This window comes from Thalassotalea euphylliae (assembly GCF_042682785.1).
Lineage (GTDB): Bacteria > Pseudomonadota > Gammaproteobacteria > Enterobacterales > Alteromonadaceae > Thalassotalea_F > Thalassotalea_F euphylliae.
The window spans coordinates 839,257-865,926 of record NZ_JBHUIB010000001.1 but is presented as its reverse complement, the minus strand read 5'-3'; the positions used below and the strand labels follow the sequence as shown (position 1 = coordinate 865,926).

General features: G+C 42.9%; 21 protein-coding genes. 13 read left to right on the top strand and 8 right to left on the bottom strand.

Going from position 1 to position 26,670, the window contains the following annotated elements:
- Positions 1 to 461 precede the first annotated feature (461 nt).
- Positions 462 to 5,732 (top strand): transporter substrate-binding domain-containing protein, encoded by a 5,271-nt coding sequence (locus tag ACFSJY_RS03915; protein WP_386031308.1) that lies wholly within the window; start codon positions 462 to 464, stop codon positions 5,730 to 5,732.
- 3 nt (positions 5,733 to 5,735) lie between these two features.
- The gene (locus ACFSJY_RS03910) at positions 5,736 to 6,128 is read left to right on the top strand and encodes an MmcQ/YjbR family DNA-binding protein (protein ID WP_386031306.1); all 393 of its coding nucleotides are present in this window, start codon (positions 5,736 to 5,738) and stop codon (positions 6,126 to 6,128) included.
- A gap of 45 nt (positions 6,129 to 6,173) precedes the next feature.
- On the opposite strand, the gene ACFSJY_RS03905 is transcribed toward ACFSJY_RS03910, so the two are convergent.
- Entirely contained in the window at positions 6,174 to 8,129 is a 1,956-nt protein-coding gene (locus ACFSJY_RS03905; protein WP_386031304.1) for a winged helix-turn-helix domain-containing protein, read from the bottom strand.
- Positions 8,130 to 8,260: 131 nt separating this feature from the next.
- Here ACFSJY_RS03905 and ACFSJY_RS03900 point away from each other — a divergent pair, with 131 nt between their 5' ends.
- The 3 genes from ACFSJY_RS03900 (at position 8,261) to ACFSJY_RS03890 (ending at position 11,402) form a co-directional block, all read left to right on the top strand.
- The gene (locus ACFSJY_RS03900) at positions 8,261 to 9,376 is read left to right on the top strand and encodes an alpha/beta hydrolase-fold protein (protein WP_386031302.1); all 1,116 of its coding nucleotides are present in this window, start codon (positions 8,261 to 8,263) and stop codon (positions 9,374 to 9,376) included.
- 142 nt (positions 9,377 to 9,518) lie between these two features.
- A complete protein-coding gene (locus ACFSJY_RS03895; RefSeq protein ID WP_386031300.1) occupies positions 9,519 to 10,493 on the top strand; it encodes a LytTR family transcriptional regulator DNA-binding domain-containing protein in 975 nt (324 codons plus the stop codon).
- Between the two features lie 69 nt (positions 10,494 to 10,562).
- Entirely contained in the window at positions 10,563 to 11,402 is an 840-nt protein-coding gene (locus tag ACFSJY_RS03890) for a CPBP family intramembrane glutamic endopeptidase (protein ID WP_386031297.1), read from the top strand.
- 7 nt (positions 11,403 to 11,409) lie between these two features.
- On the opposite strand, the gene ACFSJY_RS03885 is transcribed toward ACFSJY_RS03890, so the two are convergent.
- Positions 11,410 to 12,813 carry an aminotransferase-like domain-containing protein gene (locus ACFSJY_RS03885; protein WP_386031294.1) on the bottom strand — a complete coding sequence of 468 codons (1,404 nt, stop codon included), beginning with the start codon at positions 12,811 to 12,813 and terminating at the stop codon, positions 11,410 to 11,412.
- An 88-nt stretch (positions 12,814 to 12,901) separates the two neighbouring features.
- Between ACFSJY_RS03885 and ACFSJY_RS03880 the strand changes: the two genes are divergently transcribed.
- A complete protein-coding gene (locus ACFSJY_RS03880; protein WP_386031292.1) occupies positions 12,902 to 14,287 on the top strand; it encodes a pyridoxal phosphate-dependent decarboxylase family protein in 1,386 nt (461 codons plus the stop codon).
- On the opposite strand, the gene ACFSJY_RS03875 is transcribed toward ACFSJY_RS03880, so the two are convergent.
- Positions 14,284 to 15,153: an alpha/beta hydrolase family protein gene (locus ACFSJY_RS03875; protein ID WP_386031290.1), complete on the bottom strand. Its 870-nt coding sequence runs from the start codon at positions 15,151 to 15,153 to the stop codon at positions 14,284 to 14,286. The two genes, ACFSJY_RS03880 and ACFSJY_RS03875, sit on opposite strands and share 4 nt — an antisense overlap.
- A 181-nt stretch (positions 15,154 to 15,334) precedes the next feature.
- Between ACFSJY_RS03875 and ACFSJY_RS03870 the strand changes: the two genes are divergently transcribed.
- Genes ACFSJY_RS03870 through ACFSJY_RS03860 form a run of 3 tightly spaced genes read left to right on the top strand, consistent with a single transcriptional unit; the run spans position 15,335 to position 17,722 of the window.
- Entirely contained in the window at positions 15,335 to 16,141 is an 807-nt protein-coding gene (locus tag ACFSJY_RS03870; RefSeq protein WP_386031288.1) for a metalloregulator ArsR/SmtB family transcription factor, read from the top strand.
- Between the two features lie 35 nt (positions 16,142 to 16,176).
- Positions 16,177 to 17,193 (top strand): ACR3 family arsenite efflux transporter, encoded by a 1,017-nt coding sequence (gene arsB / locus ACFSJY_RS03865; protein WP_386031286.1) that lies wholly within the window; start codon positions 16,177 to 16,179, stop codon positions 17,191 to 17,193.
- Between the two features lie 34 nt (positions 17,194 to 17,227).
- Positions 17,228 to 17,722, top strand: a complete 495-nt coding sequence (locus ACFSJY_RS03860; RefSeq protein ID WP_386031284.1) for a phosphatase domain-containing protein — start codon at positions 17,228 to 17,230, stop codon at positions 17,720 to 17,722.
- 1 nt (position 17,723) lies between these two features.
- Here ACFSJY_RS03860 and ACFSJY_RS03855 read toward each other — a convergent pair whose 3' ends face one another.
- Complete coding sequence (locus tag ACFSJY_RS03855) at positions 17,724 to 18,593, bottom strand: LysR family transcriptional regulator (RefSeq protein WP_386031282.1); 870 nt, start codon at positions 18,591 to 18,593, stop codon at positions 17,724 to 17,726.
- Positions 18,594 to 18,716: 123 nt separating this feature from the next.
- Between ACFSJY_RS03855 and ACFSJY_RS03850 the strand changes: the two genes are divergently transcribed.
- The gene (locus ACFSJY_RS03850; RefSeq protein WP_386031280.1) at positions 18,717 to 19,217 is read left to right on the top strand and encodes a lactoylglutathione lyase family protein; all 501 of its coding nucleotides are present in this window, start codon (positions 18,717 to 18,719) and stop codon (positions 19,215 to 19,217) included.
- A 49-nt stretch (positions 19,218 to 19,266) separates the two neighbouring features.
- On the opposite strand, the gene ACFSJY_RS03845 is transcribed toward ACFSJY_RS03850, so the two are convergent.
- Both ACFSJY_RS03845 and ACFSJY_RS03840 read right to left on the bottom strand, forming a co-directional pair.
- Positions 19,267 to 19,893 carry a hypothetical protein gene (locus tag ACFSJY_RS03845; RefSeq protein WP_386031278.1) on the bottom strand — a complete coding sequence of 209 codons (627 nt, stop codon included), beginning with the start codon at positions 19,891 to 19,893 and terminating at the stop codon, positions 19,267 to 19,269.
- Positions 19,894 to 20,025: 132 nt separating this feature from the next.
- On the bottom strand, positions 20,026 to 20,421 hold the full coding sequence (locus ACFSJY_RS03840; RefSeq protein ID WP_386031276.1) for a rhodanese-like domain-containing protein: 396 nt from the start codon (positions 20,419 to 20,421) through the stop codon (positions 20,026 to 20,028).
- A 103-nt stretch (positions 20,422 to 20,524) separates the two neighbouring features.
- Between ACFSJY_RS03840 and ftrA the strand changes: the two genes are divergently transcribed.
- Positions 20,525 to 21,523: a transcriptional regulator FtrA gene (gene ftrA, locus ACFSJY_RS03835; protein ID WP_386031274.1), complete on the top strand. Its 999-nt coding sequence runs from the start codon at positions 20,525 to 20,527 to the stop codon at positions 21,521 to 21,523.
- 19 nt (positions 21,524 to 21,542) lie between these two features.
- Here the strand turns inward: ftrA and ACFSJY_RS03830 are convergent, their stop codons facing one another.
- Entirely contained in the window at positions 21,543 to 23,222 is a 1,680-nt protein-coding gene (locus ACFSJY_RS03830) for an RluA family pseudouridine synthase (protein ID WP_386031272.1), read from the bottom strand.
- Between the two features lie 108 nt (positions 23,223 to 23,330).
- Positions 23,331 to 23,843, bottom strand: a complete 513-nt coding sequence (locus tag ACFSJY_RS03825) for a DUF4174 domain-containing protein (protein ID WP_386031270.1) — start codon at positions 23,841 to 23,843, stop codon at positions 23,331 to 23,333.
- 140 nt (positions 23,844 to 23,983) lie between these two features.
- Between ACFSJY_RS03825 and ACFSJY_RS03820 the strand changes: the two genes are divergently transcribed.
- A complete protein-coding gene (locus ACFSJY_RS03820) occupies positions 23,984 to 26,017 on the top strand; it encodes a protein-disulfide reductase DsbD family protein (RefSeq protein ID WP_386031268.1) in 2,034 nt (677 codons plus the stop codon).
- The gene (locus ACFSJY_RS03815; protein WP_386031266.1) at positions 26,004 to 26,612 is read left to right on the top strand and encodes a redoxin domain-containing protein; all 609 of its coding nucleotides are present in this window, start codon (positions 26,004 to 26,006) and stop codon (positions 26,610 to 26,612) included. The genes ACFSJY_RS03820 and ACFSJY_RS03815 overlap by 14 nt, the downstream gene beginning before the upstream one ends.
- The last annotated feature ends 58 nt before the right edge of the window (positions 26,613 to 26,670 follow it).

Here is a 26,670-nt window from a genome sequence, read left to right as displayed (position 1 = left end):
CTCCTTAACTCATGATATTCCTTAGTTACCTTTGCGGTACTTCGATGGCTTAGCTATTTGGCAAAATAAACTAGCCGCCCACAACGCCACATAAACACTTCCATGTGCTAGTGCATTTTTTATCAAATAAAGTTGTACGATTGATGTCGTAGAAATGTCAGGATGTAACAACGACTGTGTTTTATGTCAGTTGCAGGAGCGATTCAGTACGCAATTCGCTGATATTTTATTGAAATAAAAAGGATATCTAATAGTGATAAGAAACCAGGGAATTCCTTGCTATGTGTTGATGACATAAAGCGTTATGTCTCGACATACAATGACATGAAGTTGTGTCTTGACGGAGGGCTTGCTGCAGACCAAGCCGGTGGAATGAATAAAAGGCGTAGCAACTCGCCGGGAATATGTCTATTCTTTACGCTATACCAATAAACTTTATTAAAAAAATCAGCAGGTAAGGCATGCGTAATACCGCTTTACTCATAGTGGCTTTGCTTTTTGTTGTGCTCTGGCCTGATCCGTCTAGGGCGGAGCAAACTGTCAAGCCGATTATAGTAGCGCCAAACATAAGTCATTATCCCTATTCCTTCATCAATGAACAGGGTGAGTACGATGGTGTGACTCATGATTACCTGACACTCATCAGCGTCAAAACAGGCCTAACATTTACGATTGAATCAGAACTGTCTGCTCAAGAGGTGATCGAAGGCGTCAGGAATAACAGTGTTCATATCGTACCTGTCGCGATAAAGCAGCAGCAATACCAAAATATCGTCAATTACACCATTCCTTATATCGCGAGTGTTGAGCATGTTATTACGCGAAAAGAGTTAGCTAACGATATCGCTCCTATCGAAGCGGTATATAAAACGGTGGCCGTTGTTGCCTACCAGGAAATTGAATCCTGGATGAAGGCTAACCATCCAGGTACGGAAGTGAAAACGTATTCTAGCCAACGAAATGCATTGAAGGCTGTTGCCAGTGGAGAAGCTGATGCATTTATTGGCAACGCAGTCTCTGCAATGTATATGAGTAAGCAGCTACGCCTGAACAATTTAGTCGACATTGGTTTGATGCCGGGTCGCGAGAATTACCAATATCGATTTGCTGTGAGCAAGGGAAAGCCAGAGCTTGCAAGGAAGATAGACAAAGCGCTTAAGGCACTTACTTGGGATGAAAAAAATGAAATAACAAGAAAGTGGCTAGCAGACAACCCTTACCGAGGAAGATTGCATGGAGCCTTTGGTTTTGCTCGCCCACCTTTTATGTATGACCAGTCTTCTGAGATAGGGATTGAGTATGAAGTTACCAAGCGAGTATTTGCCTCTATGGGCTATCGAATTGGCGACATTGAGCAAGTGCCTACGACAGTAGGCCAAACTATTTTAGATAGCCGTGATGATCTTGATTTCTCTGCTGGCGTGGCAAACTTGGGCGGAGTTGATAACTTCTATAGCCAAAGTATAGCGACTTACAGTAATGTCGCTATGTCACGTCGAACCGACAATATTGAGCTAGATAGTTATGAAGACTTGAATCAATACTCGATATCCACGTTTGCGGGCGCTAACCAAGCACTTGAAAATGACTTCGGCGGACGTGTCGCGTCAGTCAATCCTAACTATCGAGAATATGTTGTTCAAGATGATGCCTATCAGTCATTTTTTTCAGGCGAAACCCAGGTCATTATCTCCGACGAAAACATTCTGCGCTGGGTCATCAAACATGGCGGCTTTACGGATTTAAGTGCCGAAGATTTCACGTTTCATCCGCTGTTTAAAGAAACCGTTGAATACACAGTAGCGTTTAAAAATAAACAACTGCAGGAACGTTTTGATGCCGCATTGTCGGCATTCAAACAGACGCAGGAGTACAAAGACCTGTTGACGCTATACATGGATAGTAACTTTTCTCACCATATCCAACGTGCAAATTTAGTTGCTGCCATCAGTGGCTATTACATTCTCAACGACGATTACCGAACTTTACACACAATATTGAATAAGTTTGGGCCAGGTAAAGACATTATGGCGGTCGAGATATTTGACGATAGCACGATCACGCCCAAATTGAGTTTACGGTGGCATAAACGTCGATTTGTTGAAGCGAATGTATTGGATAAAAGTGGTCTTATTAAGCTTTCCAAGCCTGCGATATATACCGATAACAACAGTGACTTGTTAGTTGGCCAAGTTGTTCTTTATTTTCCAGCCGATACCGTTGAACAGGTAAATCACGCCTTTATTCCTAAACTTAATGTGTTTAAAGCGTTGTCGCCTTTTGAACAGGAGCGTATTTCAAGCGCATATAAATTGCTGAGTTTGTCGGGGCAATTACTTAACTTAAGTGACAAAGAGCAAGAGTGGGTTGCTAACAACCCTGTCATTAGCATTGCTGTCGACCCTAATGCCTTACCCTATGAAGCATTTGATCAGCATGGTGAATACATTGGTATCGTTGCTGACTACATGCAGTTGGTTGAAGACTTAACGGGAATAGATATTCAGCCATTGCCCGTCGATAACTGGCAAGAATCAATGGTCGCTATCGAAAACCGTGATGCCACCATGGTCTCTGCCGCAGTGGGCAATCCTAGTGTAAACATAGACTATATTGCGTCAGAACCCTTCATTGATAGTCCGCTTGCCGTTGTTATGAAAGGAGAACGACGCTTTCTCCGTAATGCCAACGAACTTGCAGGTAAGAAAGTGGCAGCCGTCAATGGGGCCTCACAAACACAAAGATTGCAAACCAATTACCCGCAAGTCGATTGGCAATTGGTAGATAATACCCTTCAGGGTATCGAGGGAGTGCTGACTGGCGAGTATGATGCCGTGATTGATACCATGCATGTCCTAAACTACCTCATTTATACGAATGCATATGCGACACTGAACATTGTTGGCCGTTTAGATATGAAAGTTCAGCCTGCTTTCTATTCACTTAAAAGTGAGCCGGAGCTGCATCACATTATTAATAAGGCGCTTGCAGCTATTCCGCTAGACCAAAAAAATGCCATTGTGACCAAGTGGAGTCCGCAAATCACGATAGATACCACTGACTATACCTTGGTGAAACAGGTTGGCGTTTTTGTGGCCTTATTGTTTGTCGGTTTTGTTTTTTGGAATAGAAAGTTAAAAGCGCAAGTTGCTCGCACAAAAGCTGCAGAGGAACAAGTAAAACAGCGTGAAAATCAGTTGTTCAGTATGCTTAATTCAGCGCCTATTGCGGTTGCTATTGTGCAAAATGAGCGTGCAGTATTTACAAATAAAACGGCCTTAGAGCTATTCAAATTAGATAAAGAGCGCATTAAAGATTTCGATGTAGCTAACATCTATAACGATATTGAACTGCGCCAAAAGATTTTGCTTGGTTTAAAACAAGATGGTCAAGTCAATAATCAGGAAGTCGACTTTATCAAAGCAGATGGTAGTCATTTCACAGGATTAACTAACTACTTCCCTACCACTTATAAAGATAAACCTGCACTTTTGTTCTGGGCATATGATGTCTCAGAACTCAAGGCGCTGAATGATCAACTAACAGCGGCAAAAGAGTTGGCTGATTCTGCAAACAAGGCGAAGTCCGATTTTTTAGCAAATATGAGCCACGAAATCCGTACGCCAATGAATGCTATTTTGGGGATGAGCCATTTAGCGCTGCAATCGGAGTTAGACGCCAAGCCCAAAGGCTATGTGACTAAAGTGCAACGTGCAGCTAAGTCATTACTGGGGATAATTAATGACATACTCGACTTCTCTAAAATTGAAGCGGGTAAATTAGACATAGAGTCTATTCCGTTTAGCTTAGAGCAAGTGTTTGATAATTTGGCCAATGTTGTTGCATTAAAAACGCAAGAGAAAAGCCTAGATTTTGCTATCGAATTTGATGAGCAGGTACCCATGTTTTTAGTCGGCGACCCACTGCGTTTAGGGCAAGTGCTACTTAACTTAGCTGGCAACGCTGTTAAGTTCACTGAAAAAGGGGAAGTGGCTATTCGAGTGTCAGTTGAAAGTGTCAGTGGAAAGCAAGCGGTGTTGAAATTTGCCATTAAAGACTCCGGCATAGGAATGACACCTGAACAACAAAGTAAGCTGTTTACGTCTTTTACCCAAGCGGATAGTTCTACAACGCGAAAATATGGTGGAACAGGTCTAGGGTTAACCATCAGCCAAAAGCTAGCAGAATTGATGCAAGGGGACATAGGGTTTACCAGTGAAGCGGGCAAAGGAAGCGAATTTTTCTTTACAATCACTTGTGGAATTGATGAAAGAACCGCGAAAAAGTATCAACAAGATATCAAACCTTTGTGTCGATATGTCGCGAATACAAAAGTTGTTATCGCTGACGACAACAATGCTGCTTCAAGTCTATCTAGTCGACTATTGCAGCACGCTGGCGTAACAAATGTTTCGTCAATCAATGATCAACACGTGCTCTCTGATGACACAGTGTATTGGCTTGACCACCAAACTGTCATGGCAAATAAAACGTTAGAAAGTGAGTTGCTTGAGGCAGATATTCCTAAAATTTTGGTGTCGTCATATGCAGAAGAATACGCTCAAGCTTTTGCCGATAAGTTAGGTTGTTCTGCCTGCTTATTAAAACCTTTGTTGCCTGATGAAGTCTTAAAAACCTTGTATCAAGTGAGTACCGGAGAGAAGGCATTGACGCCTACAGAGTCTCGCGTTGAACGTGTTAACAAAGATGCGCTAGCTGGAGCACATGTGTTACTGGTTGAAGACAATGAATTGAATCAAGAACTCGCCATTGCTTTGTTGAGTGATATGGGCGTTACCTTAGATTTAGCGGAAAACGGTTTAGAAGCCGTCGAAAAAACCAAAGACAATGAGTACGATGGCATATTGATGGATATCCAAATGCCAGTGATGGATGGCTACGAAGCAACACAGAACATTCGCAGCTTTAATGAAGATATTGCTATTATTGCGATGACGGCAAATGCCATGTCTGGTGACAAAGAAAAAGTGATTCAGTCAGGAATGAATGACTATATATCTAAGCCGATAAATGTCGCCAGTATGGTTAAAACAATGATGAAATGGATTACCCCTCAAAACCCTACTGAATCTGATGTTGGCGTAACGTCGGGTGAGCCCGAAGAAGGCTACCCATTCGATGTTATCAAAGCTGATCTTGGTTTAATGACCAGCAATCAAAATCATGCCTTGTATCAAAAGCTACTGCACAAGTTTAAACATGGCCAGAGAGACTTTGTAGCGCTTTACCAAATGGCGACTGTTCAACAGGACTGGGCAACGGCAACACGACTAGCCCACACGCTCAAAGGGAATGCCGGCAATATCGGTGCAACAGAGCTTCAACATATATCAGGCGAACTTGAGGCGATAACGCAGGCTATTCAACAAGGTGATTTTGATAAACAAGAAGATATAGAGAGTGTGTTAAGCCGCTGTGAAAAAGCTTTACTGGCGGTTATTGACGATATTCAGCGGTTGGGTGATTCGACGCAAACGTCGACGACATCGAGCGAAGAAATCGAAAAGCTTTCCGATGATGAGCTGGATGCTGCACTTCAAGAAATTAAGGAACTACTGCAAGACTTTGATACCGATGCCGTCGATGTTCTCGATAAAGTCTTACCCAAAATTGATGATAGCCAAAGGCTTATGCAATTGAGAAAAGTCCAGCAACACCTTGAAAATTATGACTTTGATGCGGCATTGATTGAACTAGATAAAATGGAGTAACGCATGGAACAATCGGAAGTTGAACGGTACTTGCTGGCAAAGCCAGTTACCGCACTTGATTACCCCTTTGGCGAAGACGTCAAAGTGTTTAAAGTCAAAGGAAAGATGTTTGCCACACTGTCATTAGGCACAGGCAAAGAAAAAGACACAGATGGTAAAATGGCGGGTCACTATTGCATGAACTTAAAATGTGACCCAGAAGAAGCTGTGATGCTCAGAGATATCTTTCCGTCAGTTATTCCGGGTTACCACATGAACAAAGCGCAGTGGAATACCGTTATTCTTGATGGCTCAATTCCTCAAGGAGAAATTGAGCGCATGGTGGATAATTCGTTTAATTTGGTTGTATCCAAAATGACGAAAAAAGATCAGCAATCGATTTTACTGCAGCTTTAATTATTTTCGTGTAGCACCATATTATTACGGTGATATGATTTACTTTTAACCTGCTTGTTCAAATAAGTATATATCGCTGTCATTAGCTTCAAATTGTGTGCATAACCAATGCGCGTCACCATCTATATATTCAGCATGAGTAACGTTGTTGCAATTGCTGTCCAATTTTATCTCTAACAATGTATTCAGCATTTCATCTAGAAATATCAGTTTACTTCCTGCTAATCGCTCAATGTGCACGGCAATATGTTCTTCTAACGCAAAAACATAGCGAATTCTTTCATGTGTGGTAAGAGCTAACTTTCTGGTCCCCCAGTACAAAACACCCTCTTTGATTCCTATTTGGTTACCTACATTATCCACGCCAATGAGAGACTCATTTTTATTAACAATAAACTCAGTATTTCCACTTTCAACGTTGTAATTCAATACATCGCCGTTGTGGTCTAGATAGGTCAAATTATGCTTCTTCCATTGAATGAGTTGCTTAGCATTTGTGATTCTTGGCAACGGCCTCTGCTTATATGTTTGCGTGTCAATAATGACGACCAAACCATCTATAATTATTGCGATGTTTTCTTCGTTATCAGACCAAAGGAGTGGAGGGATAAAGGAGACTTTTCCCTTATTTTCAAAGAGCAGTTTTGTCGCTTGTTTCGTTTTTAAGAAAACTTGCGGATAGCCACTTCGTGTTGACAAGTACGCCACATCGCCGCGCGAATTAGATGTCGCTTGATAATCATTAAATTTACTGTTGATTAGCTTTTCAAAAAGGTCAACGCCTTTAATACGCTGCCATTGAACAACATCAGAATCTGGCTGTGATTGAGTGACGACTAATCTACTTCCATAGTTATCGACATGCTGAACGATAGCTTCACTTGTTAGTTTAAAATGTTGGAGTTGATCGTTTCTGTAAATATATTGCTCGGCGTTAAGCTGGTCGCTGACTAAAAGTCCTTGCTCGCTATCTAGCCAACTTAGTTTGCTGATGTCTGGTGTGTTCGCTGCGAGAATTTCCACCTCGCTATTCATTGATACTCTGCCAAAGTGTTTAGTTTCTCCATCGAAATAATGGAAATAGATACCGTATGGTGTATACGCCAGTGATTTTTCGACAATCGTTTCACCCATAATGTGCAAAAAGCGAGATTGATCAGAGACTAAATCATATTCAGCAATGTAGTGCATTAAGTCTGATGTCTTACCGACAAAGTACAACGTATTGTCGGCGCCAATCTGCAATGCCTTTATATGTCTCCATTGTCCGAAAGGCTTTTTGACAATCGCATTTGCAGAGTTAGCTATGTTAGAAAGCTGCTCTATATATGTTGAACCATCTTTGGCACGGGTGATTGCGATAATCCCATTGTTTAGCCATACGTAGTCTTCGATTGCGTGGTTAAATTGGATTTGGGTAGTCGATGATAGGTCTGCCGTATCAACTAAAAACAATTGGCTCGCTTCTATATCTGATTGATAGCTCAGCCAGTGACCTTGTGGTGACAGCTTACCGTTAAATTCAGCAGTGTTACCATGCGTAATAGGTAGTTTATGAAAGGTGGTTTCTTCGGGCGGAGATGTATATGTCGATAGAAAAAATACCGAAAGAACACCAAGAACTATTAGTAGACAAACGAAAAACTGGAGTCGGCGCTTCTGAGAAATATTGCTATTAGCAGTATCAGGTATTTCACTCGCAGGTACTTCTAACCGATACCCAAGTTTCGGATGTGTAAATAAAAACGTTGGGCTTTGGCTAGTTTCATTTAGGGCTTTTCGGATAATCGCGATGACTCTTTGCAGAGAACTAGGCGAAAAAATGCGATCTGGCCAAACAGCGTCGAATAATTCTTGTTGGCTCACGACTTGGCCCGATCGAGCTTGTAGTTGGCATAAAACCGCCATTGCTTTAGGTTCAATGGTTTTCACTAGACCGTCAGCTGAAATGGTTCCTTTGCTTGGTTCAACGCTATATGGCCCTAGCTTAAATGTTTGCATTTTTCTTTCTGTCCCTTGTAGAACCTTGCCCTAAGGCTTTCCTAAGATAAAAATAAGGCTTTCTACATTGTGCTGTAATCCCTTATTTAGGCATGTTTCCCACGAATTCATAACTAACAGGGAAAACACTAATGAAGAATTTCTTGCTCATGGTTTTGTTTGGCATCTTATCCAGTTTTGCGAGCGCTAACCAGCTAGGGGAAAAAATTAAACTCAAGTCGATTCATCTTGGAGAAGAACGAGAAATTGTTGTTTCTTTGCCACCGATATACGACAGCGAACCATTCTACAAATTCCCCGTCATGTATCTAACCGATGCTTATTCCCAATTTGATCATACTGCAAGCATGGTACATTACTTTTCAGGAGAGTTTAGCCCGATGATTGTTGTCGGGATTTACACGCAAGATCGCTTGAATGAGCTCAAACCTTACACGGCAGAAAAACAACCAAACCCGAAAGCAGAGCAACTTCGTAAGTTTATTGTTGAGGAAGTAAAAGCCTACGTAGAGAAAAACTACCGTACCGAAACGTTCTCAATATTTGCGGGACACTCACTTGGTGGATCTTTTGCTACTCATGCTTACTTGAAAGGCCCAAATGACTTTAATGTTTTTCTAGCATTTGCACCGAACTTTGCAATGGGTAATGAAGTGATGTTTGATTTGATGCCAGCGGCATTTGCGCAACATAAACAGCCTAATATGTATTTTCAATTTGAAGGCATTACGCCGTTTCCCACGCCTATCAAAAGCTATCACAAAATTTCCTCTATGTTGTTGGATGCTCCGCATTTAAAAGGTAGTCATAGCGTGCAATTGCTAAATGGTGAAGATCATATGTCAGTAACGCATGTTGGGTTAATAAGTGCATTTAAAGAAATTTATCGTGACTGGTTTTTGTACATTCATCCGGTTCTGGCTGATAAAAACGCGTTTACCGCTCACTACAAAATGCTATCTGAACGCGTTGGTTATACAGTAAAGCCAACTGAATCAAACCTTTGGGAATTTGTCACTATTCTAATCGAACAGAACAAGCTTGGTACCGCACAATTTATCGCTGATAAGGCCATTGAAATGTACCCTAAGTCACACTTCAGTTATTCGCTTTTAGCAGATGTTGCACTGGCAAGAAATGAAAATATGATAGCAGTTAAACATTTAAATCAAGCGATTGAACTTGCCGCGGGTGATGTAGAAAGAGTTACTCGTTATCGCAGAAGGATCGAAAAATTGAACGGCTAAAAGGCTACTAGGTAAACATAGCCAAACATATAATTGGCAAATGCGTTGAGAGCAATTTGCCAATTAATGGATATTGAAGGTTTAGTTATCTATCGCTTTCCATGTTATTGTTTTTTCTTTTTAAATAAGAAATTGGCTTTGTATGTTGTGGCTGGATAATTCTTTACAAGCGCGAGTAGCGTTACAGAAAAGGGCGCTGGTATTCGCGCTAGTCACTGTGCTTATTTTATTCATCTTTCAGCCATTTGGTACCTATGAATCGGAACTCACCTACAAGTACTTGCGCCTAGCAGGATATGGTGTTGCTACGTTTTTGGCGGTGTTCATTGCTGGCTCGATAGAAATTCTGTTATCGCGCCATCGACATAACATATTGTATTACCCCTATATCATTATTTCGCTGTATATCGTTGTGGCAGCCTTGCTTAATCACAGCTATTTTGTTGTCGCCATCTTCGGCACTTGGTACTGGCTGAATCAATTGATGTTTGTCTTTTATGTTTCAGCCATTGCAGCTTTTCCTGTCATATTGATGTACTTTCGCCACGCTAAAAAGGGCAGTATAAGTACTGCATACAAAGCAGCGGCCCAAGAAACAGAGCTACAACAAGCTGAAAGGTGTACTACTGATCATGAAATAAAAACGAAAGAGTCAGTAGAGGAGCAATTAAGTGAGCAGGGTGCTCAAGCTCAAGGTGAAGCGCCTGTGCTTGTTCAAATCGTTGGCGAGAACAAAGCCGACGTATTATCTGTTTCGTTAACCGATATTGTATTGCTCAAGTCTGCGGACAACTATTGTGAAATCGTGACTAAAAAAGATAATGAGGTTACGACTAATCTGCTCAGAATTTCGCTTACCAAAGCGCTTACTCAGCTACCTGAAAATACATTAATTGTTCGTTGTCATCGCTCTTTTGCCGTGAACTTAAGTCAGGTTAAATCAACATCGGGTAATGCGAGTGGCTTGAAATTAGAAATGCTGCTGGCTGATATGATTGTTCCTGTTTCTCGAACCTTTGTCAGTGACATAAAACATGCTTTGTCATTCGCCCCTAAACCTTGTCAGTCATCACGTTCAGAAGATAACTCGCCACTAAATTCGCCAGTTAGTACCTAACATATTGTCGTCGAAAAAATAGCGACTCACACTGTCATCACAACTTTGTTAATGACTTGGGAGTCGTTTATGTCTAACCACTATAAGGCTGTTTTATTACTCGCCACCTTTATTTGTTGCCACCTGTTTATGCGAAATTTGTGGGGAGAGTCGTGGACTGACTATTTACTCGCATTAGATGGTCAAACCTATGTTTTGCAAACCTTGGCAAGGTGGCTGTTTATTTACGGGCCGTTTGTGTTAGTTACCTTAGTAGTGCTTAGAGATGAGCATTGGCTTGACGTGCTTGGACTAAGAACCCAACGCCAGGATAATTATTTCCTGTATGCCTTGTTGTGTTGTTTGCCGATGATCATTGGCTATGCTTTTTTGAGTAACGTAATAAACCTCTCTTTTGTCGATATTATGACGGGCTCTGTATACCCCGCATTTTTTGAGGAAGTGATGTTTCGTGCTGTACTTTTTGGTGCGCTATTCCGCGTATGCAAATGGGGATTTATTCCAGCCGCCTTAATGAGTTCACTTATTTTCGGTATCGGGCACTTATATCAAAGTCATGATCTTGGTTCGGCGCTTATGTTGATGGCTTTCATGGCGGTAGCAGGTTCATGGTTTGCATGGCTTTATTGCGAGTGTGGCTACAGGATTTGGTATCCAATGTGGATGCACTTCATCATGAATGCTGCTTACGGTGTATTTACTATGTCTGGTGGGGCAATGGGCACTGCCAACGCCAATATTTTTAAAGCGGTAACGATTATTCTCAGCCTTGTTTTCGTTCAGTGGCTCATTAAAAACGGTAAACCAAGAGAAGTTTCCAAAGCGCGATTGTGGAAAAACAATATGCCAACTTCTAGCACACAAGATAGTACTAAAACGTTTCATGGACAGGATAGGCTTTTAAGCTAGTTGATAACTAGAGCAAAAATTGCTGGTCATGTGCCAGCTGGCAGAGCACAGTCAGCTGGTGCATGACATCTTCGTTAGGCACTTGACCTATATTGATACGGAAACAGTCTTGATAGAGTGTGGTGGTTGAGAAATTATGCCCAGCTTTAACGTAAATGCCCTGTTCTGACAGCGTCTTAGCGAGTTTACCAGCATCTATGCTTGGGAGTTTCACCCAAATGACTAGCCCACCATTGGGGTAGGAAACCTCAGTATTGTCGGGCAAATATGTGGTTAAGAAATCACAGTATACCGCTCGATGTGAACTCAGCGCCCGATTCACACGCTTTATATGCGTCGCGTAGTGGCCCAGTGTAAGGTAATTGGCCAGTGCAAGTTGCATTGGCTGATTGTGGCCTAAGGTTCGAATACGACGCTGCATGAGGTATGTGTCGGCGAATCGGCCGGGCAGACACCAACCAACACGAAAACCTGGTGTAAGTGTTTTGGAAATACTGCAACACCAGATAACCCAGCCTTGTTTGTCAAAATGTTTGATGGGCAAAGGTACTGGCTGTTGATGACTGAGTTCACGATAAACATCATCTTCAACAATGGGCACTTCATATTGCTGCGCTAAACCAGCAACATCTGACTTTTGCTGATTAGTGAGTGAGTGTCCCGTCGGGTTTTGAAAATTAGCGGTGAGCAAACACGCTGCAACTTCTTTTGATTGCATCGCACTCTCCAGCTGCCTTAAATCGAGCCCTTCAGTTGTGCTGGGTATTTCGAGTACAGAGCGTCCAAGTATCGATAGCATATCGAGCAACCCTGAATAACAGGGGGAGCTAATAGCGATGACATCACCTGGCTGGCTAACGGTTTCTAGTGCTAGCAACACTGCGTCAAGGCAGCCATGCGTGATGACTAAGTCATCGCTATGACACGTTAAACCTTGTTCATTGAAGCGATTTGCCAGTGCCTGCCTTAATACGGTGCTGCCCTGAAGCTCATCGTAACCTAAAGCAAAGTTTGGGTGACGTGTAACCGCTTTAATACTTCGCTTTAGGTCTGCATCATCAACTAGCGATGCATCAAGTTGGGCAGTGCCTAAAGATTGCTCATCGGGGCGAGTGCTCATGCTTGCGTTAGGTATTCGAGCATTGCTTGTTGACACAACACTGGTGAATTGAGGAAAGGTGCTGTTTCGGCCAACCGCTCCCGGTTTTTTTACATAAAAGCCTTTCTTCTCTTCTGCTGACAAATATTGATGTTGTTCAAGGTAACGATAACAGCTGATGGCCGTTGTCATGCTGATGTTATGCAACTTAGCAAATGTGCGAAGTGACGGAAGTTTTGCGGAAATTGCGAGTTTGCCATTTTCGATATCAGCAATCAGTTGTTGTGCAATAACGATATATTTAGCAGTCATCTGTTATCTAAAAATATTTAAAATCTGTATCTGTTCTCTTTTTTTGTTCATCGTAAACTAAATTTACGCATTCGAAAAGGAGACTAGCATGCGCTATAACCTGAAAACCCAAAACGACATACTGGCAGCACTTTCTCGTCAATTTCAGCATTTTCACGACAATTTAGCCGAAAAATCTGTGGCAAGTTCGTCACTAAAAGCACCAATATTGGAGTTGCCCAACACAGGCATGCCATTCGAGCAGCTAGAAAATCTTATTGAGAACCAAGTACAACCAGGCTTGTCAGCTAGCAACGGTGGCCGTTATTGGGGGTTTGTGACTGGCGGTGCTAATCCGGTAGCAACTTATGCTGATTGGCTTGTCACTACTTTTAATCAGAACGTATCGAAAGATGGCGACTCTATGTCGTCGGCCATTGAGATTCAGGCGATAGAGTGGCTATGTGAACTATTCCATCTACCACATGCTTTTAAAGGCATTTTTACAACCGGTGCAACATCGGCAAACTTTTTAGGTGCTGTTATTGCTCGCCAATTTGCGGGTATACAGCAAGGTATAGATACCGCCAAACAAGGTATGGAAGGTTTGAATGTCAGTATATATAGTGCGACACCGCACGCAAGTATGGTGAAAAGCCTCGGTATGGCTGGTTTTGGGCAGCGTTCATGGCAAGCGATTCGCTGCGAAGAGGGTCTAGAGTCAATGGATGTATCTGCGCTTGAACAGGCACTCGCCAATAGTTGCTCAAAAAGCAATATTGTTATCGCCAGTGCAGCAACTGTAACGGGCACCGATTATGATGACTTAGCGGCGATAGCTGCGATTTGCAAAAAACATGATGCTTGGTTACACGTCGATGCGGCATTTGGCATTTTCGAACGCTTGGTTAATGGCGCAGAGGGGAAAACGCGAGGCCTAGAGCTCGCTGATAGTATTACACTTGATTGCCACAAGTGGCTGAATGTTCCTTATGATTGTGGTGTGTTTCTGACACGTCATGTCGAGTTATTGCAGCAAAGCTTTGAAGTAACAGCACCTTATTTTTCCAGTTCCAGTGACGACATTCCATTTATGTCGATGGGTGTTGAAAACTCACGTCGCTTCCGTGCTTTTCCGGTTTGGGCAACATTACTGAGTTATGGGAGAGACGGCATTAGTGCTGAAATTGCCCAAAATATGGCGCAAGCCAAAAAGTTAGCGTCATGGATCTCACAATCAGACGCATTTGAGTTGGTGAAACCTTGCGAGCTCAATGTTGTGCTATTTAAGCCAAACCCTAGCGTATTATCGTTGGGTAGTGAGCAATGCCGACAAGCAATCAATTCGACAGGTAAAGTGTTTTTAACACCTGGAGTATGGCAAGGTCAGTCGGTTATTCGCGCGGCTCTCAGCAATTGGTCAACGACTGATGACGATATTGAAACAGTGATTGCGGTATTAAAAGCGGTATCAGATCACAAGCACGCCATTTAAGCGGAGTGCTTGTTTAACCATTCTAACGGGATTTGCCATAACTGTTGTGATTTACGGCTAAAGAATTTCATGTGGCCTATTTCGTCTAAGCCATGATCTTTCGGGGTTAAGGTCAAAGTCTCTGCGGGCATATTGGGACTCACGGCAATCATGTCTTGCACGTTTGCATTATTAGCAATGTAATCATCAACCGCATTTACCCACATTGATGGCGTCGTCAGTTCGTCATACCAGTGTTGGTGTATTGTTTTATCGAATGCGGTTTTGACGTAGCCACCGCCGTTACACCATACTTGCCATTGCCTAGCTACCTGTTTTGGCAAGGGCTCTCCCATGCCCACCCATTGTGACTTTGTATGTCCAAAGAGAAGGTTCGAGACAGGGATGAAGAAGTTCATGAAAAAGTGCGCTTTTGCTTGATGCACGAGTTTCATATTCCACAACCTACCTGATGAGCAAGCGTAGTTGAAAATAGACGTTAGCCTATCTGCATTGGGCAAAAGTCCGAAAAGCTGCCCACCAGCACTGTGGCCTACCAAGTGGTAGCGCGTATCAGGAAAGGTAGCCATTAGTTGATCGAGTGCTGCGGGTTGGTCAAGCTGACCCCATGACTGCAGCGTAGCGTCACTATCTTTCACCTTGCCATTAAGTGAACCAGCAATACCACGGTTGTCATACGTTAATACACCATAACCTTGCTCTGCCAAAAATTGGGCGAAGTTCGCGTAAAACTGCCGCTTGATACCTGTTGCAGGGCCGATTAGTACAGCGCCTTTCAACGCCGCTTTGGGCTGGTAACATGTAGCAGCCAATACATATTGGTCTTCACATGTAATTTGAATGTCGTTGATAGTTGTCGTCGTCATGCTTTCTAACTGTATCGTTAAGCCAGTGTTAAAACTTGGTGGTCATACCAGTTTACAGGCATTTATCGATAAGACAACTCCTGAGGAAACAACAGCCCTTAGAAAAAGTCACAAATTATTACATGCAAAATTATTTATATATGAAACAATGTATGTATTAGGTGTTTAGTGAGTATCTGACATGAAAGAGTCCTCAACAAAGAAAAAAGCAAAGAAAAAATCAGTGCTATTCCTGTGCACGGGTAACTCTGCGCGTTCGCAAATGGCAGAAGCAATACTTCGCCATAAAGCCGGAGATCGATTCGATGTACAGAGTGCAGGTATGCACCCTGAAACTGTTGACCCGAGAACAGTGAAAGCTTTACAGCAATTCGGGTTACCTAGTGAAGGATTACATAGCAAAGGGCTTGAGTCGTTTTCCGGGAAATCATTTGATTATGTGATAAGCCTTTGCGACAAAGCGGCACAAGAGTGCCGCGTGTTTGAAGGTGCTAAAACACAGCTTGCCTGGGATTTCCCTGATCCCAAAACGCGTATAGGTATCGACCCTTTTGCAGCCACAGTGGCTGAATTGGCCAACCGCATCAGCATGTTTTTACTGATTGATGATAAGTCGGCGGTAACGCAGGTTGAAGAAGATATCGACCCCATCGCATTTTTTAAATGCTTAACCGACGATATCCGATTAAAAACGCTATTGTTAACCAACTACCATGGCGAACTGTGTGTATGCGAGTTAATGGAAGCCTTGTCGGAAGAGAGCCAGCCAAAAGTGTCACGCAATTTAGCGGTGCTAAAAAAAGCGAACGTGATTAGTGACCGTAAAAATGGCCAGTGGGTGTTCTATCGCATCAATCCGTCGTTGCCTCAATGGGCTAAAAATACTATTGCGCAAACAACGGAGAGCAATGTGAGCCTGATCGCACCACATATTGAGCGTTTAGCGAATATGGAAAACCGCCCAGATAAAGTCAGTTTTTGTAAGTAATGAAACTTTAGTCAGTCATAAAGTAGGAGAATACCGTGGGTATTTTTGAACGTTATTTGTCGATTTGGGTTGGCTTAGCAATCACCGCTGGTGTCTTGCTTGGCTTGTGGCAGCCTGAGGTATTTCAGCTGGTTGCCAATTTAGAGTTTGCCCATGTAAATATCCTTGTGGCTGTATTTATCTGGGTGATGATTTACCCAATGATGGTGCAAATTGATTTTTCCTCGATTAAAGATGTAGGGAAAAATCCCCAAGGGTTAGTACTTACTGGTGTCGTTAACTGGCTTGTTAAACCTTTTTCAATGGCTGCACTAGGCTGGTTGTTCTTCAACTATGTTTTCGCCGATATGGTCGACCCAAGTTCTGCGCAAGAATACATTGCCGGCATGATATTACTTGGTGTAGCGCCCTGTACTGCCATGGTGTTTGTCTGGTCACAACTTACGAAAGGTGACCCCAACTACACCTTAGTGCAAGTATCACTTAACGACGTAATTATGATTTTCGCATTTGCGCCCATTACAGCATTTTTACTAGGCGTTAGTGACATTCAGGTGCCTTGGGAAACTTTATTAATTTCGGTTGTACTTTATGTATTATTGCCGCTAATAGCCGGTGTAATAACACGTAAACGCCTTAATTCACGGAAATCAGATGAAGCACTAACTGCGTTTTTAGCCAAGTTAAAACCTTGGTCCATGATTGGCTTGCTGGCGACGGTCGTTCTATTATTTGGTTTTCAAGCAAATACCATTATTGACGACCCAAAGACCATTGGTCTGATAGCTATTCCGTTAATTATTCAAACCTACGGTATTTTTGTGATTGCTTACATCGCCGCAAAATGGATGAAGCTACCGCATAAAGTGGCAGGGCCTGCTTGCCTTATCGGCACGTCTAACTTTTTTGAGCTAGCAGTTGCTGTAGCGATATCGCTATTTGGACTTCACTCTGGTGCGGCGCTGGCCACGGTTGTTGGTGTGTTAGTTGAAGTCCCTGTGATGCTGAGCTTAGTGGCAATCGTTAATCGTACCAGGCACTGGTTTGCATAAATGAATGAAATAGTAACGGTATACGAGAAACAAAATGACTAAACATCCATATGACATCTTAACGTTAGACAATGGCGCCAAACTGATTTTTACACCTTGTCCGGGCACAAAATCAGAATCTTTGATGGAGTCAATTGCAACATTAAAGGCAGCAGGTACATCAATGTTAATTACGCTGATGTATGACGAAGAAATGGAAAAGAACCAAGCGCAAGCGTTGCCAGATTTTTGTGAGGAACAAGGTGTGCAATGGATGCAACTACCATTGCCTGATGATGCTGCACCTAACGAGGATTTTGCTCGAGCTTGGCAAACAAATAGGCAAGTAATCCTAGATAAAGTGGCTAACAAGGGTACGATAGCCGTGCATTGTAAAGGCGGTTCAGGCCGAACAGGATTAGTGATCGGTTTAATCATGAAAGCACTAGGTTTGCCAGTAAGTGAGATTAAGCAGCAGGTACAAGCACTGCGACCAAAAGCGCTCGTAAACCCAAGTCAGTTAACGTTTTTCGAACGTTTTAATGGTTAACTTAAAAGAGACTATTCAAAAACTTATTAACCATTTTTACACGAGCACTTTGATTTGCCATGCGGTTGTAGCAAAGATAAGCATGTTCATAGGCTTTGTTTTTTAGCGGATGAACGTGTATGTCTTGATGTCGTTTAAACGCTTGTACGGCATATAGCGGCAATACGGTAAACCCAAATCCACGTGCGACAGGCTCTAGAATGAGTGTGATTTGGTTTGAGCTTCCACAGTCGATGAACTGGCTGGTATGTTCAAATTCGTCAAAGTTTTTAGTCAGTAGAAGCTTTGCGTGATGTTCTGCGTCAGGGTGATGAATAAAGCCTAAATCAAGCAAGTTTGGCCAACTCACGTTTTTTATATACTTGGGTGTAACTAATACAATTGGCTCTTGTGTCAGTTCTTTACTGGCAATGTGCTTGTGTTCCGGCACTTTTGTCATAATGCCGATATCTAAGGCATGATTAGCAAGCGCTTGCTCAATACCGCTGTTTGATGCGAAGTGATGTGAAAAACATAGTTGCGGGTAGCGCTCTTGTAGTGACAGTAATTGTGGGTAAAGCTTCAAACCTATGCTGCCTGGCGACATGATTGACACATCACCTTCAAAACTACTGTCTTTTTTAAACGTTTCATTCAGATCAGTAGCGAGTTGCAACAATTTGCTGCCACGCTGATAGAGCTCTCTTCCTTGCTGAGTGAGCCTAAAGCTTTTTCCTTCTCGTATAAGTAAATCGACGCCTAATTGCGTCTCTAACTTTTTAATGTGCTGGCTTACACCTGATTGAGTCATGAATAGGCGTTCAGCGGTCTGTGTGAAGTGGCCGACATCAGCTAGGGTGATAAATGTCTTTAACCAAGTCTGATTTATCATTACATAAAATACTCATTTTTATGATTATTGATAATTTTTTATGTTTGATTATAGCGTCTATACTTTGCTCATCAAGTAAGCAGTTGGCTAGCAGCTGCAACGACACAAATAAAGGAGCATAGAATGGCAACACCTTATCCACGCACATTTTCACACATTGGTATATCAGTACCTGATGTTGAGGCAGCGGTTAAGTTTTATACTGAGGTGCTTGGTTGGTACCTGATCATGGAGCCAACAGAAATTGAAGAAGACGATAGCCCAATCGGAGAAATGTGTACTGATGTATTTGGCCCGAATTGGGGAAAATTTAAAATAGCCCACCTGTCGACAGGTGATCGTATTGGAGTAGAGCTATTTCAGTTCAAGAATCAACAGAATCCAGAAAACAACTTTGAATATTGGAAAACAGGTATATTTCATTTCTGTGTTCAAGATCCAAACTTGGAAGATTTGGTTGAAAAGGTGGTCGCAGCGGGCGGTAAGAAACGTATGGATGCACCGCGTTATTACTACCCTGGTGAAAAGCCATATCGTATGATTTATATGGAAGACCCGTTCGGAAATATTTTAGAAATATACAGCCATAGCTACGAGTTAACGTATTCTGCCGGCGCATATTAATACTGAGTGCAAGGGTAGCAAATGCTACCCTTTCTTATGAGTTACCTGACTATGACCGACGCTTTTGCATTGCGAATAACCCGAGTAACACAAGCGCTAATGTTGCAGGTGCATCAATTGGCGTAGAAAGCTGAGTTACTTGCACGTTGGTATATTCTCCGACCCAGTTTTCATTATTATTAAACACGATAGCTTCAGGAATAATAACGTTACCAAATGGTCCGTTGAAAGGGTCGCCAGCGAAGGTATGGAATCCTAAAATAGCTTTTTCAATGCCATTGTCAAAGTTGATGGCAAAGTGATCGAAAGCACCATCTACATCAGCACCTTCAAACCAAATTTGCGCCGTTGGTCCGCCTGTCGCAGGTTCGTTTACATCACTGATAACATGGCTAGTATCAAAATTAAAACCATTAATCAGCAAGTTTGCAGAGACAACGTCGTAACCAAACCAAGGACTGATCATTAAAGGGTCAAGTAATGTCGGCTCAGATGAGTCCATTTGTCGTGTTAAGTCGTCAACATCAACAACTATTTCAAAGCTACCTGTAATATTCGAAAATAAAGGGACAATGTCACCAGTAATTTGATACATCAGGCCCGCCTTTGCATTTGGCGATATGGCTAGCGTAAGTAATACGACACTAATAAGCTTTGTTACTGATTTTCCAAGCATTTGTTTACTATCCTTTAGGTGTTAACTACAAATGACGCTCAGCAAAAAAACATGCCAATAGAATAGTGCTTTTAAAACAAAGGTTTGGGTGGCTTTAATTTTCCTTATGTAAATAAATGCTACACTTAGTGTTCACATTTTTTGCAGTGTGAATCCTTCGTCTAACCAGCCAGTAATTCCGCCTACCATTAGCTTTACGGGTCGTTCTAATTGAGCCAGTTTTACTGCCGCTTTTGCTGCGCCGTTGCAATGAGGACCTGCGCAATAGACGACAAATAATGTATCGATTGTCCAATCTCGCATTTTTGAAGCGATAATTTTTCCATGAGGTAAATTCACTGCACCGGGAATATGACCGCTTTTGTATAGCTCGGGGCTGCGGACATCCAATAGCACAAAGCTTGGGTTGTCTAGTTGAAGGGCAAAGTGAGTATCCCAGCAGTCCGTTTCGAACGAAAATGAGCGTTTAAAGTGCGCTAGTGCTTCGTTAGCTGGAGCCGCGTTAACCTGAGTGACAGGGTTGTTCATGGTCAGTCCTTTTTCATCGTTTCGGTAGTGAGTGGGTATTGTCTGCTTATATGCTATTCGCTACTATTGGCGTAAATGACATGGTTCGATGAAAAAGTGACAAATGAGTCTTGCCACACTACCTCACAAGGTTAACGCCAACGAAGATATCCACATAGGTGTGTTGATATACAACAACCTGTGTTTGTTTGAATTTAGCTGTGTCGCAGAAATTTTTGGTTTGGCGCGGCCTGAAATTGAAGGAAACTGGTATCAATATTCGACGATTTCAGTTGATGGTCAGTGTGTCAACACACAATATGGTGGACAAATGTCAGCTGACTATGCCCTTTCTGATTGGCGAGAGTTCGACACCATTATTATCCCTGGGTGGAGTGGCATAGACAAAGAGCCACCGCCTGTTTTGTGTCAAACCCTCAGGCAGGCATCGAGTGCAGGCATTCGTTTAGCATCAATATGTTCAGGTGTTTTTGTCTTAGCGGCAGCTGGCCTACTTGAAGACAAGCGAGCAACAACGCATTGGCGCTATGCGACCAAGTTAAAAGAAAAATACCCGCAAATACATGTCGACGCTGATGTTCTTTATATTGAGTTAGAAAACATTACCACATCAGCTGGCAGCGCGGCCGGCATTGATATGTGTTTGTCTTTGGTTAGGCAAGACTTTGGTCATGAAGCGGCAAACAAAGTGGCTCGTCGGTTAGTCGTGCAACCTGTGCGAAGTGGCGGCCAGGCACAATTTATTGAGCAACCTATGCCACAAACTGGGCGAAATAATATGTCAGAAGTGCTCTATTTTATGGAGCAGCATTTTGCCGAAAAAGTCACTATTGCTCAATTAGCTGGTCAGCTTCATATGAGTGATCGTACTTTTCTCCGACATTTCAAAAAAGCAACAGGCACAACACCAGGTGAGTGGCTAATCCATTTGCGCATTGAAGCGGCAAAGCATTTATTGGAGTCCACAGCACTGTCGATGGATGCAGTCGCAGAACAAGTCGGGCTAGGCACGTCAATGACGCTGCGGCATCACTTTAAACAACGCGTATCGATATCGCCAATGGCTTATCGAAAACAATTCAATGCAATAGCCAGCGAATAGGGTGTTGTTGAAAGACACGCTAAAAGTCTGGAGCCACCTCGAAGCTAACCCGTTCTTGGCTAATAGGGTGAAAGAAGCTCAAGCGTTGGGCATGTAAGTGCAATCGTCGATCTGACGAACCATACAACTCATCACCGAGAATCGGGGTATTTAACCCATCGGGGTGAGAGCAATGAACGCGAAGCTGATGGGTTCTACCCGTGATAGGATAGAGGTAAAGGCGTGTTTTACCCTGACTATGTTCGATGACTTTCCACTTTGTTTGGGCGGGTTTGCCATGCGCAATGTCGACTATTTGGCGAGGACGATCGTGAATGTCGAGCATCAAGGGTAAGTTTATTTCTCCGTCATGTGTATCAATAGTGTTTTCAAGCAACGCAACGTAACGCTTTTGAATGACTTTATTGATAAATTGCTTTTGCAAATGCTTATGGCTTCGAGGCGTTAGCGCCAATACCAACAAGCCAGACGTTGCCATGTCTAATCGGTGCAGTGTCAATGCGCCTGTGGCGTCAGGAAACATTGTTTTTATGCGTGTGTAAACAGAATCTTTGATTGTCTTGCCTGGCACAGAGAGCAATCCAGCGGGTTTATTAACAACCACTAAGTGTTCGTCTTGGTAAACTATAGGTAGCTCTAGATTTTCCGCTGGATTTGTCAGTAAAGGATTGTCATCGAGCGTTATGCCTTGCAACATATGCCCCAATATAGGTTGGCACTTTCCTTGGCAAGCGGGGTAATACTGGCCATGTTTTCGCACTTCCGATTTAGGTGCTTGCCCCCACCAAAATTCAGCCATACAAATCGGCTTTAACTTATTTTTGAACGCGTATTGAAGAAGTTTAGGTGCTGCACAATCACCACTGCCTGCTGGCGGTTTAGCGTGTTCAGTTTCTTGAAAAATGTCGTAAACGCTTTTGGCATCGCCATGTTGGTTAAGCATTTGATATTGCTTGAACAGCATTTTTTGTAAACCAGAGGAAAGCTTACGACGTTGCTTTTTCAATGCGTCTAACTGGCTTTCAAGTGTGTTAAGCTTTGCAGACACTTGCTCAATTCGTTGTTGCCAGTAGTCTTTTAGGGCGCTTATTGTTTTTTTGTCGTGCACGCTTTGACGAGAAAGCTCAATGCTTTGCTCTCTGTGCTCCTGCTCTGTAATGGTGTTGTTGGCTAGCTGTTCACTAAGTTCGCTGCGCGCCTTTTTCCGTTGCTTTCTATTTTCAACATGGTGGCGTTGACAGCGGCCGATTTGAAATTCACTGGCAGACTTTTCAGAGCTCACCAATGTACCGAGTTGTTGGTACAGAGAGGATGTCGTTAATGCATCAATTTCCTCGTTGATAGACAGCACAATTTGATGTTTACGATTGAATTCACTATCGTTCTCAAACCCTTCAAAAACAGGCGGGACAAAAGGGATTTCGTATTGGTGATCTAGCGGGCTTTGATCGCCAGATACAGCCGTTAAATAACCCAGTTGATCTTTATCATTTTGAACCACCAGTACCCCGTACATTTTTCCGGGTATTTTGTCATCAGGTTTGTGTATCTTATCTAGTGAAGTTTGTAGGTGCTCACTAGCAAGTGTGGACAATGGATGAGGCTCGTAACAAAACGGGTAAGTGAATTTCGCGGGCAATGTCGTATCTGAATCGATACTTAGTGGTGTAAAGTGCGTTGTTGAACTGTCGTTAGTCATGCTGTGCAAGCGATAAAAATTCTAGCCGCATTTTACCTTGTTTAGCGCTTTATAAACAGTGGGCGTCATCCATGCTTTATAGTTTGATATTTTTCAGTGTAAAGCCAATTACCTACCAAGCTCAGATTGTCGCATGGGCATAGTATCTATTAGGGCTGAAATACGCTCAAAGTTAAGCGACTCAATTTCGTATTCGGCTTTTTGTCCGCCATCTAATCCAATCACTACAGCAGTATTTGGTGAAGTTAGTGTTGCCTGCAAGGCTTTGTCAAAAGGCTTTGTGCGCTTCATCACACCGCTTGGCAGTATTTGATAGCTTTGTTTATTGATAAGTGCGTATACGACAAGCTTTCTGTCTGTCAGTTGCTGATAATCTAATTCTCGCATAAATGGCATAAGCGGCGGCTGTGAGTCGACGTTAATGAGTATGAGTCGATTTTGCCACGCAAATTCAGCGATACTCTCTGGTGCATCTATCGCTTGTTTCGTTGCAGCAAAACCTGACAATGCCAACGCTGCAGTGAGCCCAATCATCGCGAGAAGTACGTATTTTCGTTGCTTGGCGGCCATAGTGTAAGTGGTTCTCATTTGTTCGATTGGCAAACCTATGCGGAGTGCCAAGTATTACCGACTTAAGTAGAAACAATACGAAGCAAAAAAGCCTAAGGCTCAATGTAACTTCCTTACGGTTTGATCTTCATTTTTGCGTAACGCGTAGGCTATGATGGTGAATAATTAATCAGGTTAAATTTGGTCGATATATGAAACACTTAGTTGCTGCTCTGGTCAGTTTTGTGCTCCTCTTTCAGCAGGGCTGGGCGCAAAGCACCGCAGATGGGCCGCATATTAAAGTGACCTTACTTTCTGAACATTCTACGGTTATTGTAGGTAAGCAATATTGGCTGGGAATATTACTATCACCAGATCCTGAATGGCATACCTACTGGCGTAACGCCGGAGATTCGGGTGAAGCGCCGGCGGTTTCCTGGCAAACGGATGCCAAAATAAATTTTGGTGACATTCACTGGCCAATTCCAGAGCAGATTCCAGTTGCCCACCTAATCAATTATGGCTACAGCGGTGATACGTTGCTAATGGTACCGTTTACGGTCGATAACCTCGCCGGTTCAGATACTGCAACCATCACTGCTGATTTGTCTTGGTTAGTATGTAAAGAAGACTGTATTCCTGGCTGGGCGACGCTCTCAATCGATATTGCTGTTGGTGAACACGCCATAGCGTCAGAGCAAGCGAAGATGTTTCTTGAAACTCGCGAGCGATTGCCCCAAACAACGCAACTTGAAGGGCAGTATGAAATAACTGAACAATATCTCACCTTATCAGTGCAAACACCTTATAACGGGGACTGGCAGTTATTGCCGTTTCGAGCTGACTTAATTCAACACAATGCCAAGCAACAGTGGATAGCAGAAGAACATGATAAAACTCAGCAAAATGTGTTACTTGCCAAGTCTGATTATTTTAGCCTTAACGATGAGCCTGTGAATTTCCTACTGACGGACGGTAAACAGGGCTTTTATCTCAATGCGCAGTTGAATGCTGGCGTCGCATCGATAGCAAGTACAAACCAGTCGCTGTGGCTAATGATGTTTTTTGCTTTTTTAGGCGGCCTTATTCTCAATATTATGCCTTGTGTATTGCCGGTACTCTCAATAAAAGCCATGGCACTGGCAGCGGGCAACGGTGTGGGTAAAACACAAAAGCACGATCATTGGGGTTATTTAGCGGGAATATTGTTGAGCTTTTGGTTATTTGCCGTATTGATCTTGGGGCTTAAAGCAAGTGGAAATGCCATTGGCTGGGGCTTTCATTTGCAAGAGCCTTTGGTAATCGCTGGACTCTCTTTCTTATTTCTTTTTATTGCGCTGATGCTATGGGATGTCGCGCCTTCCGGGGCTAGGCTTTCTGGGGCTGGCCAAAAGCTGACACAAGGAAATAGCTTTAGCAGCCAGTTTTTTACTGGCGTGTTAGCCGTTATTGTGGCCTCGCCTTGTACAGCACCATTTATGGCAACAGCTCTAGGTATCGCTATGGTAAGCCCTGCGCTAGATACCTTATTAATTTTTACTGCACTCGCGCTTGGTTTCGCCATGCCGATGAGTTTGCTTAGCGTATCCTCTAGGTTTGCAGCGCTACTACCAAAACCTGGGGCTTGGATGGAAACGTTTAGGCAATTTTTGGCTTTCCCCATGTTAGCGACGGTAGTGTGGTTGCTTTGGGTGTTTTTAGGGCAGACCAATAGTTTGGGGCAACTGTGGTTATTGTCTGGCTTACTGATATTCGCACTTGCTATTTGGCTAGCGAGTAAAATGAAGAGTGCTACTACCTATGTCGCTTTAGCAGCTGCATTGGGTGTTGCAGGCTATACCAGCGTAAAGGCTGTGGGTTTTTCTCCAGGAGAAAGTATTCAAACCGAGCAGAGCTATAGCGACACAAAACTTGCAGTACTACGCGATGATGGGCAAGTAGTGGTGGTCAATATGACGGCTGACTGGTGTATCACCTGTAAAGTTAACGAACAAGTTGCATTCAATGATGAGCAATTACAACAGTCATTAGCACAGCAAGGCGTGCATTATTTGGTGGGTGACTGGACCAATAAAAACCAAGAAATACTGGACTTCTTGACGCGTTACCAACGCTCAGGCGTGCCACTTTATGTAGTGTACGCAGGCAATAAGTCTGAACAAGTTTTACCACAAGTTCTAACACCAGAAATTGTGATCAATGCAATAAAACAAGCACAACAGGAGCTAAACCATGCGATACGTTAAACACTGGCTAGTGACAATAGTTTGTATGCTGCCATTTATAACCAGTGCAGCAGTAAAAGTAGATAAAACGGCACCGACATTTGCGCTACAAAACAGCCAAGGTCAAACGGTAAACCTGAGCGATTATGCGGGTAAGTATGTTGTTTTAGAGTGGACTAACCATCTTTGCCCCTATGTTAAAAAGCACTATGAAAGCGATAACATGCAGGCATTACAACGAAAATACACAGAGCAAGATGTGGTGTGGTTATCCATCATTTCTTCCGCTCCAGGTAAACAAGGCCATGTCAGTCCCGAAAAAGCTGATGAGCTAACACAAACACGCAAGGCTGCACCGAGTCATGTTTTGTTTGATGAAAGTGGTGAAGTAGGTAAGTTATATGGCGCAAAGACAACACCGCACATGTACATCATCGACCCGAAAGGTATGCTACGTTATGCTGGCGCCATCGATAGTATCAAGTCAGCAAATCCGGCTGACATTGCTAAGGCGACCAACTATGTTGATGCAGGTATGAATAGCTTAATGGCTGGTGCAGCGGTTGATAAAAAACTCACAGCACCATACGGTTGCTCAGTAAAATATAAAAGCTAGCATACTGAAAATTAAAGGCTTTTATTGTCATCACCCCAAGGTTATTGCTATGGTGCGA

Excerpts from the sequence above, each read along its gene's own strand:
- ACFSJY_RS03855 (WP_386031282.1), bottom strand. The coding sequence starts at position 18,593 with ATGATAAATCAGACTTGGTTAAAGACATTTATCACCCTAGCTGATGTC.
- ACFSJY_RS03915 (WP_386031308.1), top strand. The coding sequence starts at position 462 with ATGCGTAATACCGCTTTACTCATAGTGGCTTTGCTTTTTGTTGTGCTC.
- ACFSJY_RS03820 (WP_386031268.1), top strand. The coding sequence starts at position 23,984 with ATGAAACACTTAGTTGCTGCTCTGGTCAGTTTTGTGCTCCTCTTTCAG.
- ACFSJY_RS03910 (WP_386031306.1), top strand. The coding sequence starts at position 5,736 with ATGGAACAATCGGAAGTTGAACGGTACTTGCTGGCAAAGCCAGTTACC.
- ACFSJY_RS03870 (WP_386031288.1), top strand. The coding sequence starts at position 15,335 with ATGAAAGAGTCCTCAACAAAGAAAAAAGCAAAGAAAAAATCAGTGCTA.
- ACFSJY_RS03895 (WP_386031300.1), top strand. The coding sequence starts at position 9,519 with ATGTTGTGGCTGGATAATTCTTTACAAGCGCGAGTAGCGTTACAGAAA.
- ACFSJY_RS03880 (WP_386031292.1), top strand. The coding sequence starts at position 12,902 with ATGCGCTATAACCTGAAAACCCAAAACGACATACTGGCAGCACTTTCT.
- ACFSJY_RS03830 (WP_386031272.1), bottom strand. The coding sequence starts at position 23,222 with ATGACTAACGACAGTTCAACAACGCACTTTACACCACTAAGTATCGAT.
- ACFSJY_RS03815 (WP_386031266.1), top strand. The coding sequence starts at position 26,004 with ATGCGATACGTTAAACACTGGCTAGTGACAATAGTTTGTATGCTGCCA.
- ACFSJY_RS03900 (WP_386031302.1), top strand. The coding sequence starts at position 8,261 with ATGAAGAATTTCTTGCTCATGGTTTTGTTTGGCATCTTATCCAGTTTT.
- ACFSJY_RS03850 (WP_386031280.1), top strand. The coding sequence starts at position 18,717 with ATGGCAACACCTTATCCACGCACATTTTCACACATTGGTATATCAGTA.
- ftrA (WP_386031274.1), top strand. The coding sequence starts at position 20,525 with ATGAGTCTTGCCACACTACCTCACAAGGTTAACGCCAACGAAGATATC.
- ACFSJY_RS03875 (WP_386031290.1), bottom strand. The coding sequence starts at position 15,153 with ATGACGACGACAACTATCAACGACATTCAAATTACATGTGAAGACCAA.
- ACFSJY_RS03890 (WP_386031297.1), top strand. The coding sequence starts at position 10,563 with ATGTCTAACCACTATAAGGCTGTTTTATTACTCGCCACCTTTATTTGT.
- ACFSJY_RS03885 (WP_386031294.1), bottom strand. The coding sequence starts at position 12,813 with ATGACTGCTAAATATATCGTTATTGCACAACAACTGATTGCTGATATC.
- ACFSJY_RS03845 (WP_386031278.1), bottom strand. The coding sequence starts at position 19,893 with ATGCTTGGAAAATCAGTAACAAAGCTTATTAGTGTCGTATTACTTACG.
- ACFSJY_RS03905 (WP_386031304.1), bottom strand. The coding sequence starts at position 8,129 with ATGCAAACATTTAAGCTAGGGCCATATAGCGTTGAACCAAGCAAAGGA.
- ACFSJY_RS03860 (WP_386031284.1), top strand. The coding sequence starts at position 17,228 with ATGACTAAACATCCATATGACATCTTAACGTTAGACAATGGCGCCAAA.
- ACFSJY_RS03840 (WP_386031276.1), bottom strand. The coding sequence starts at position 20,421 with ATGAACAACCCTGTCACTCAGGTTAACGCGGCTCCAGCTAACGAAGCA.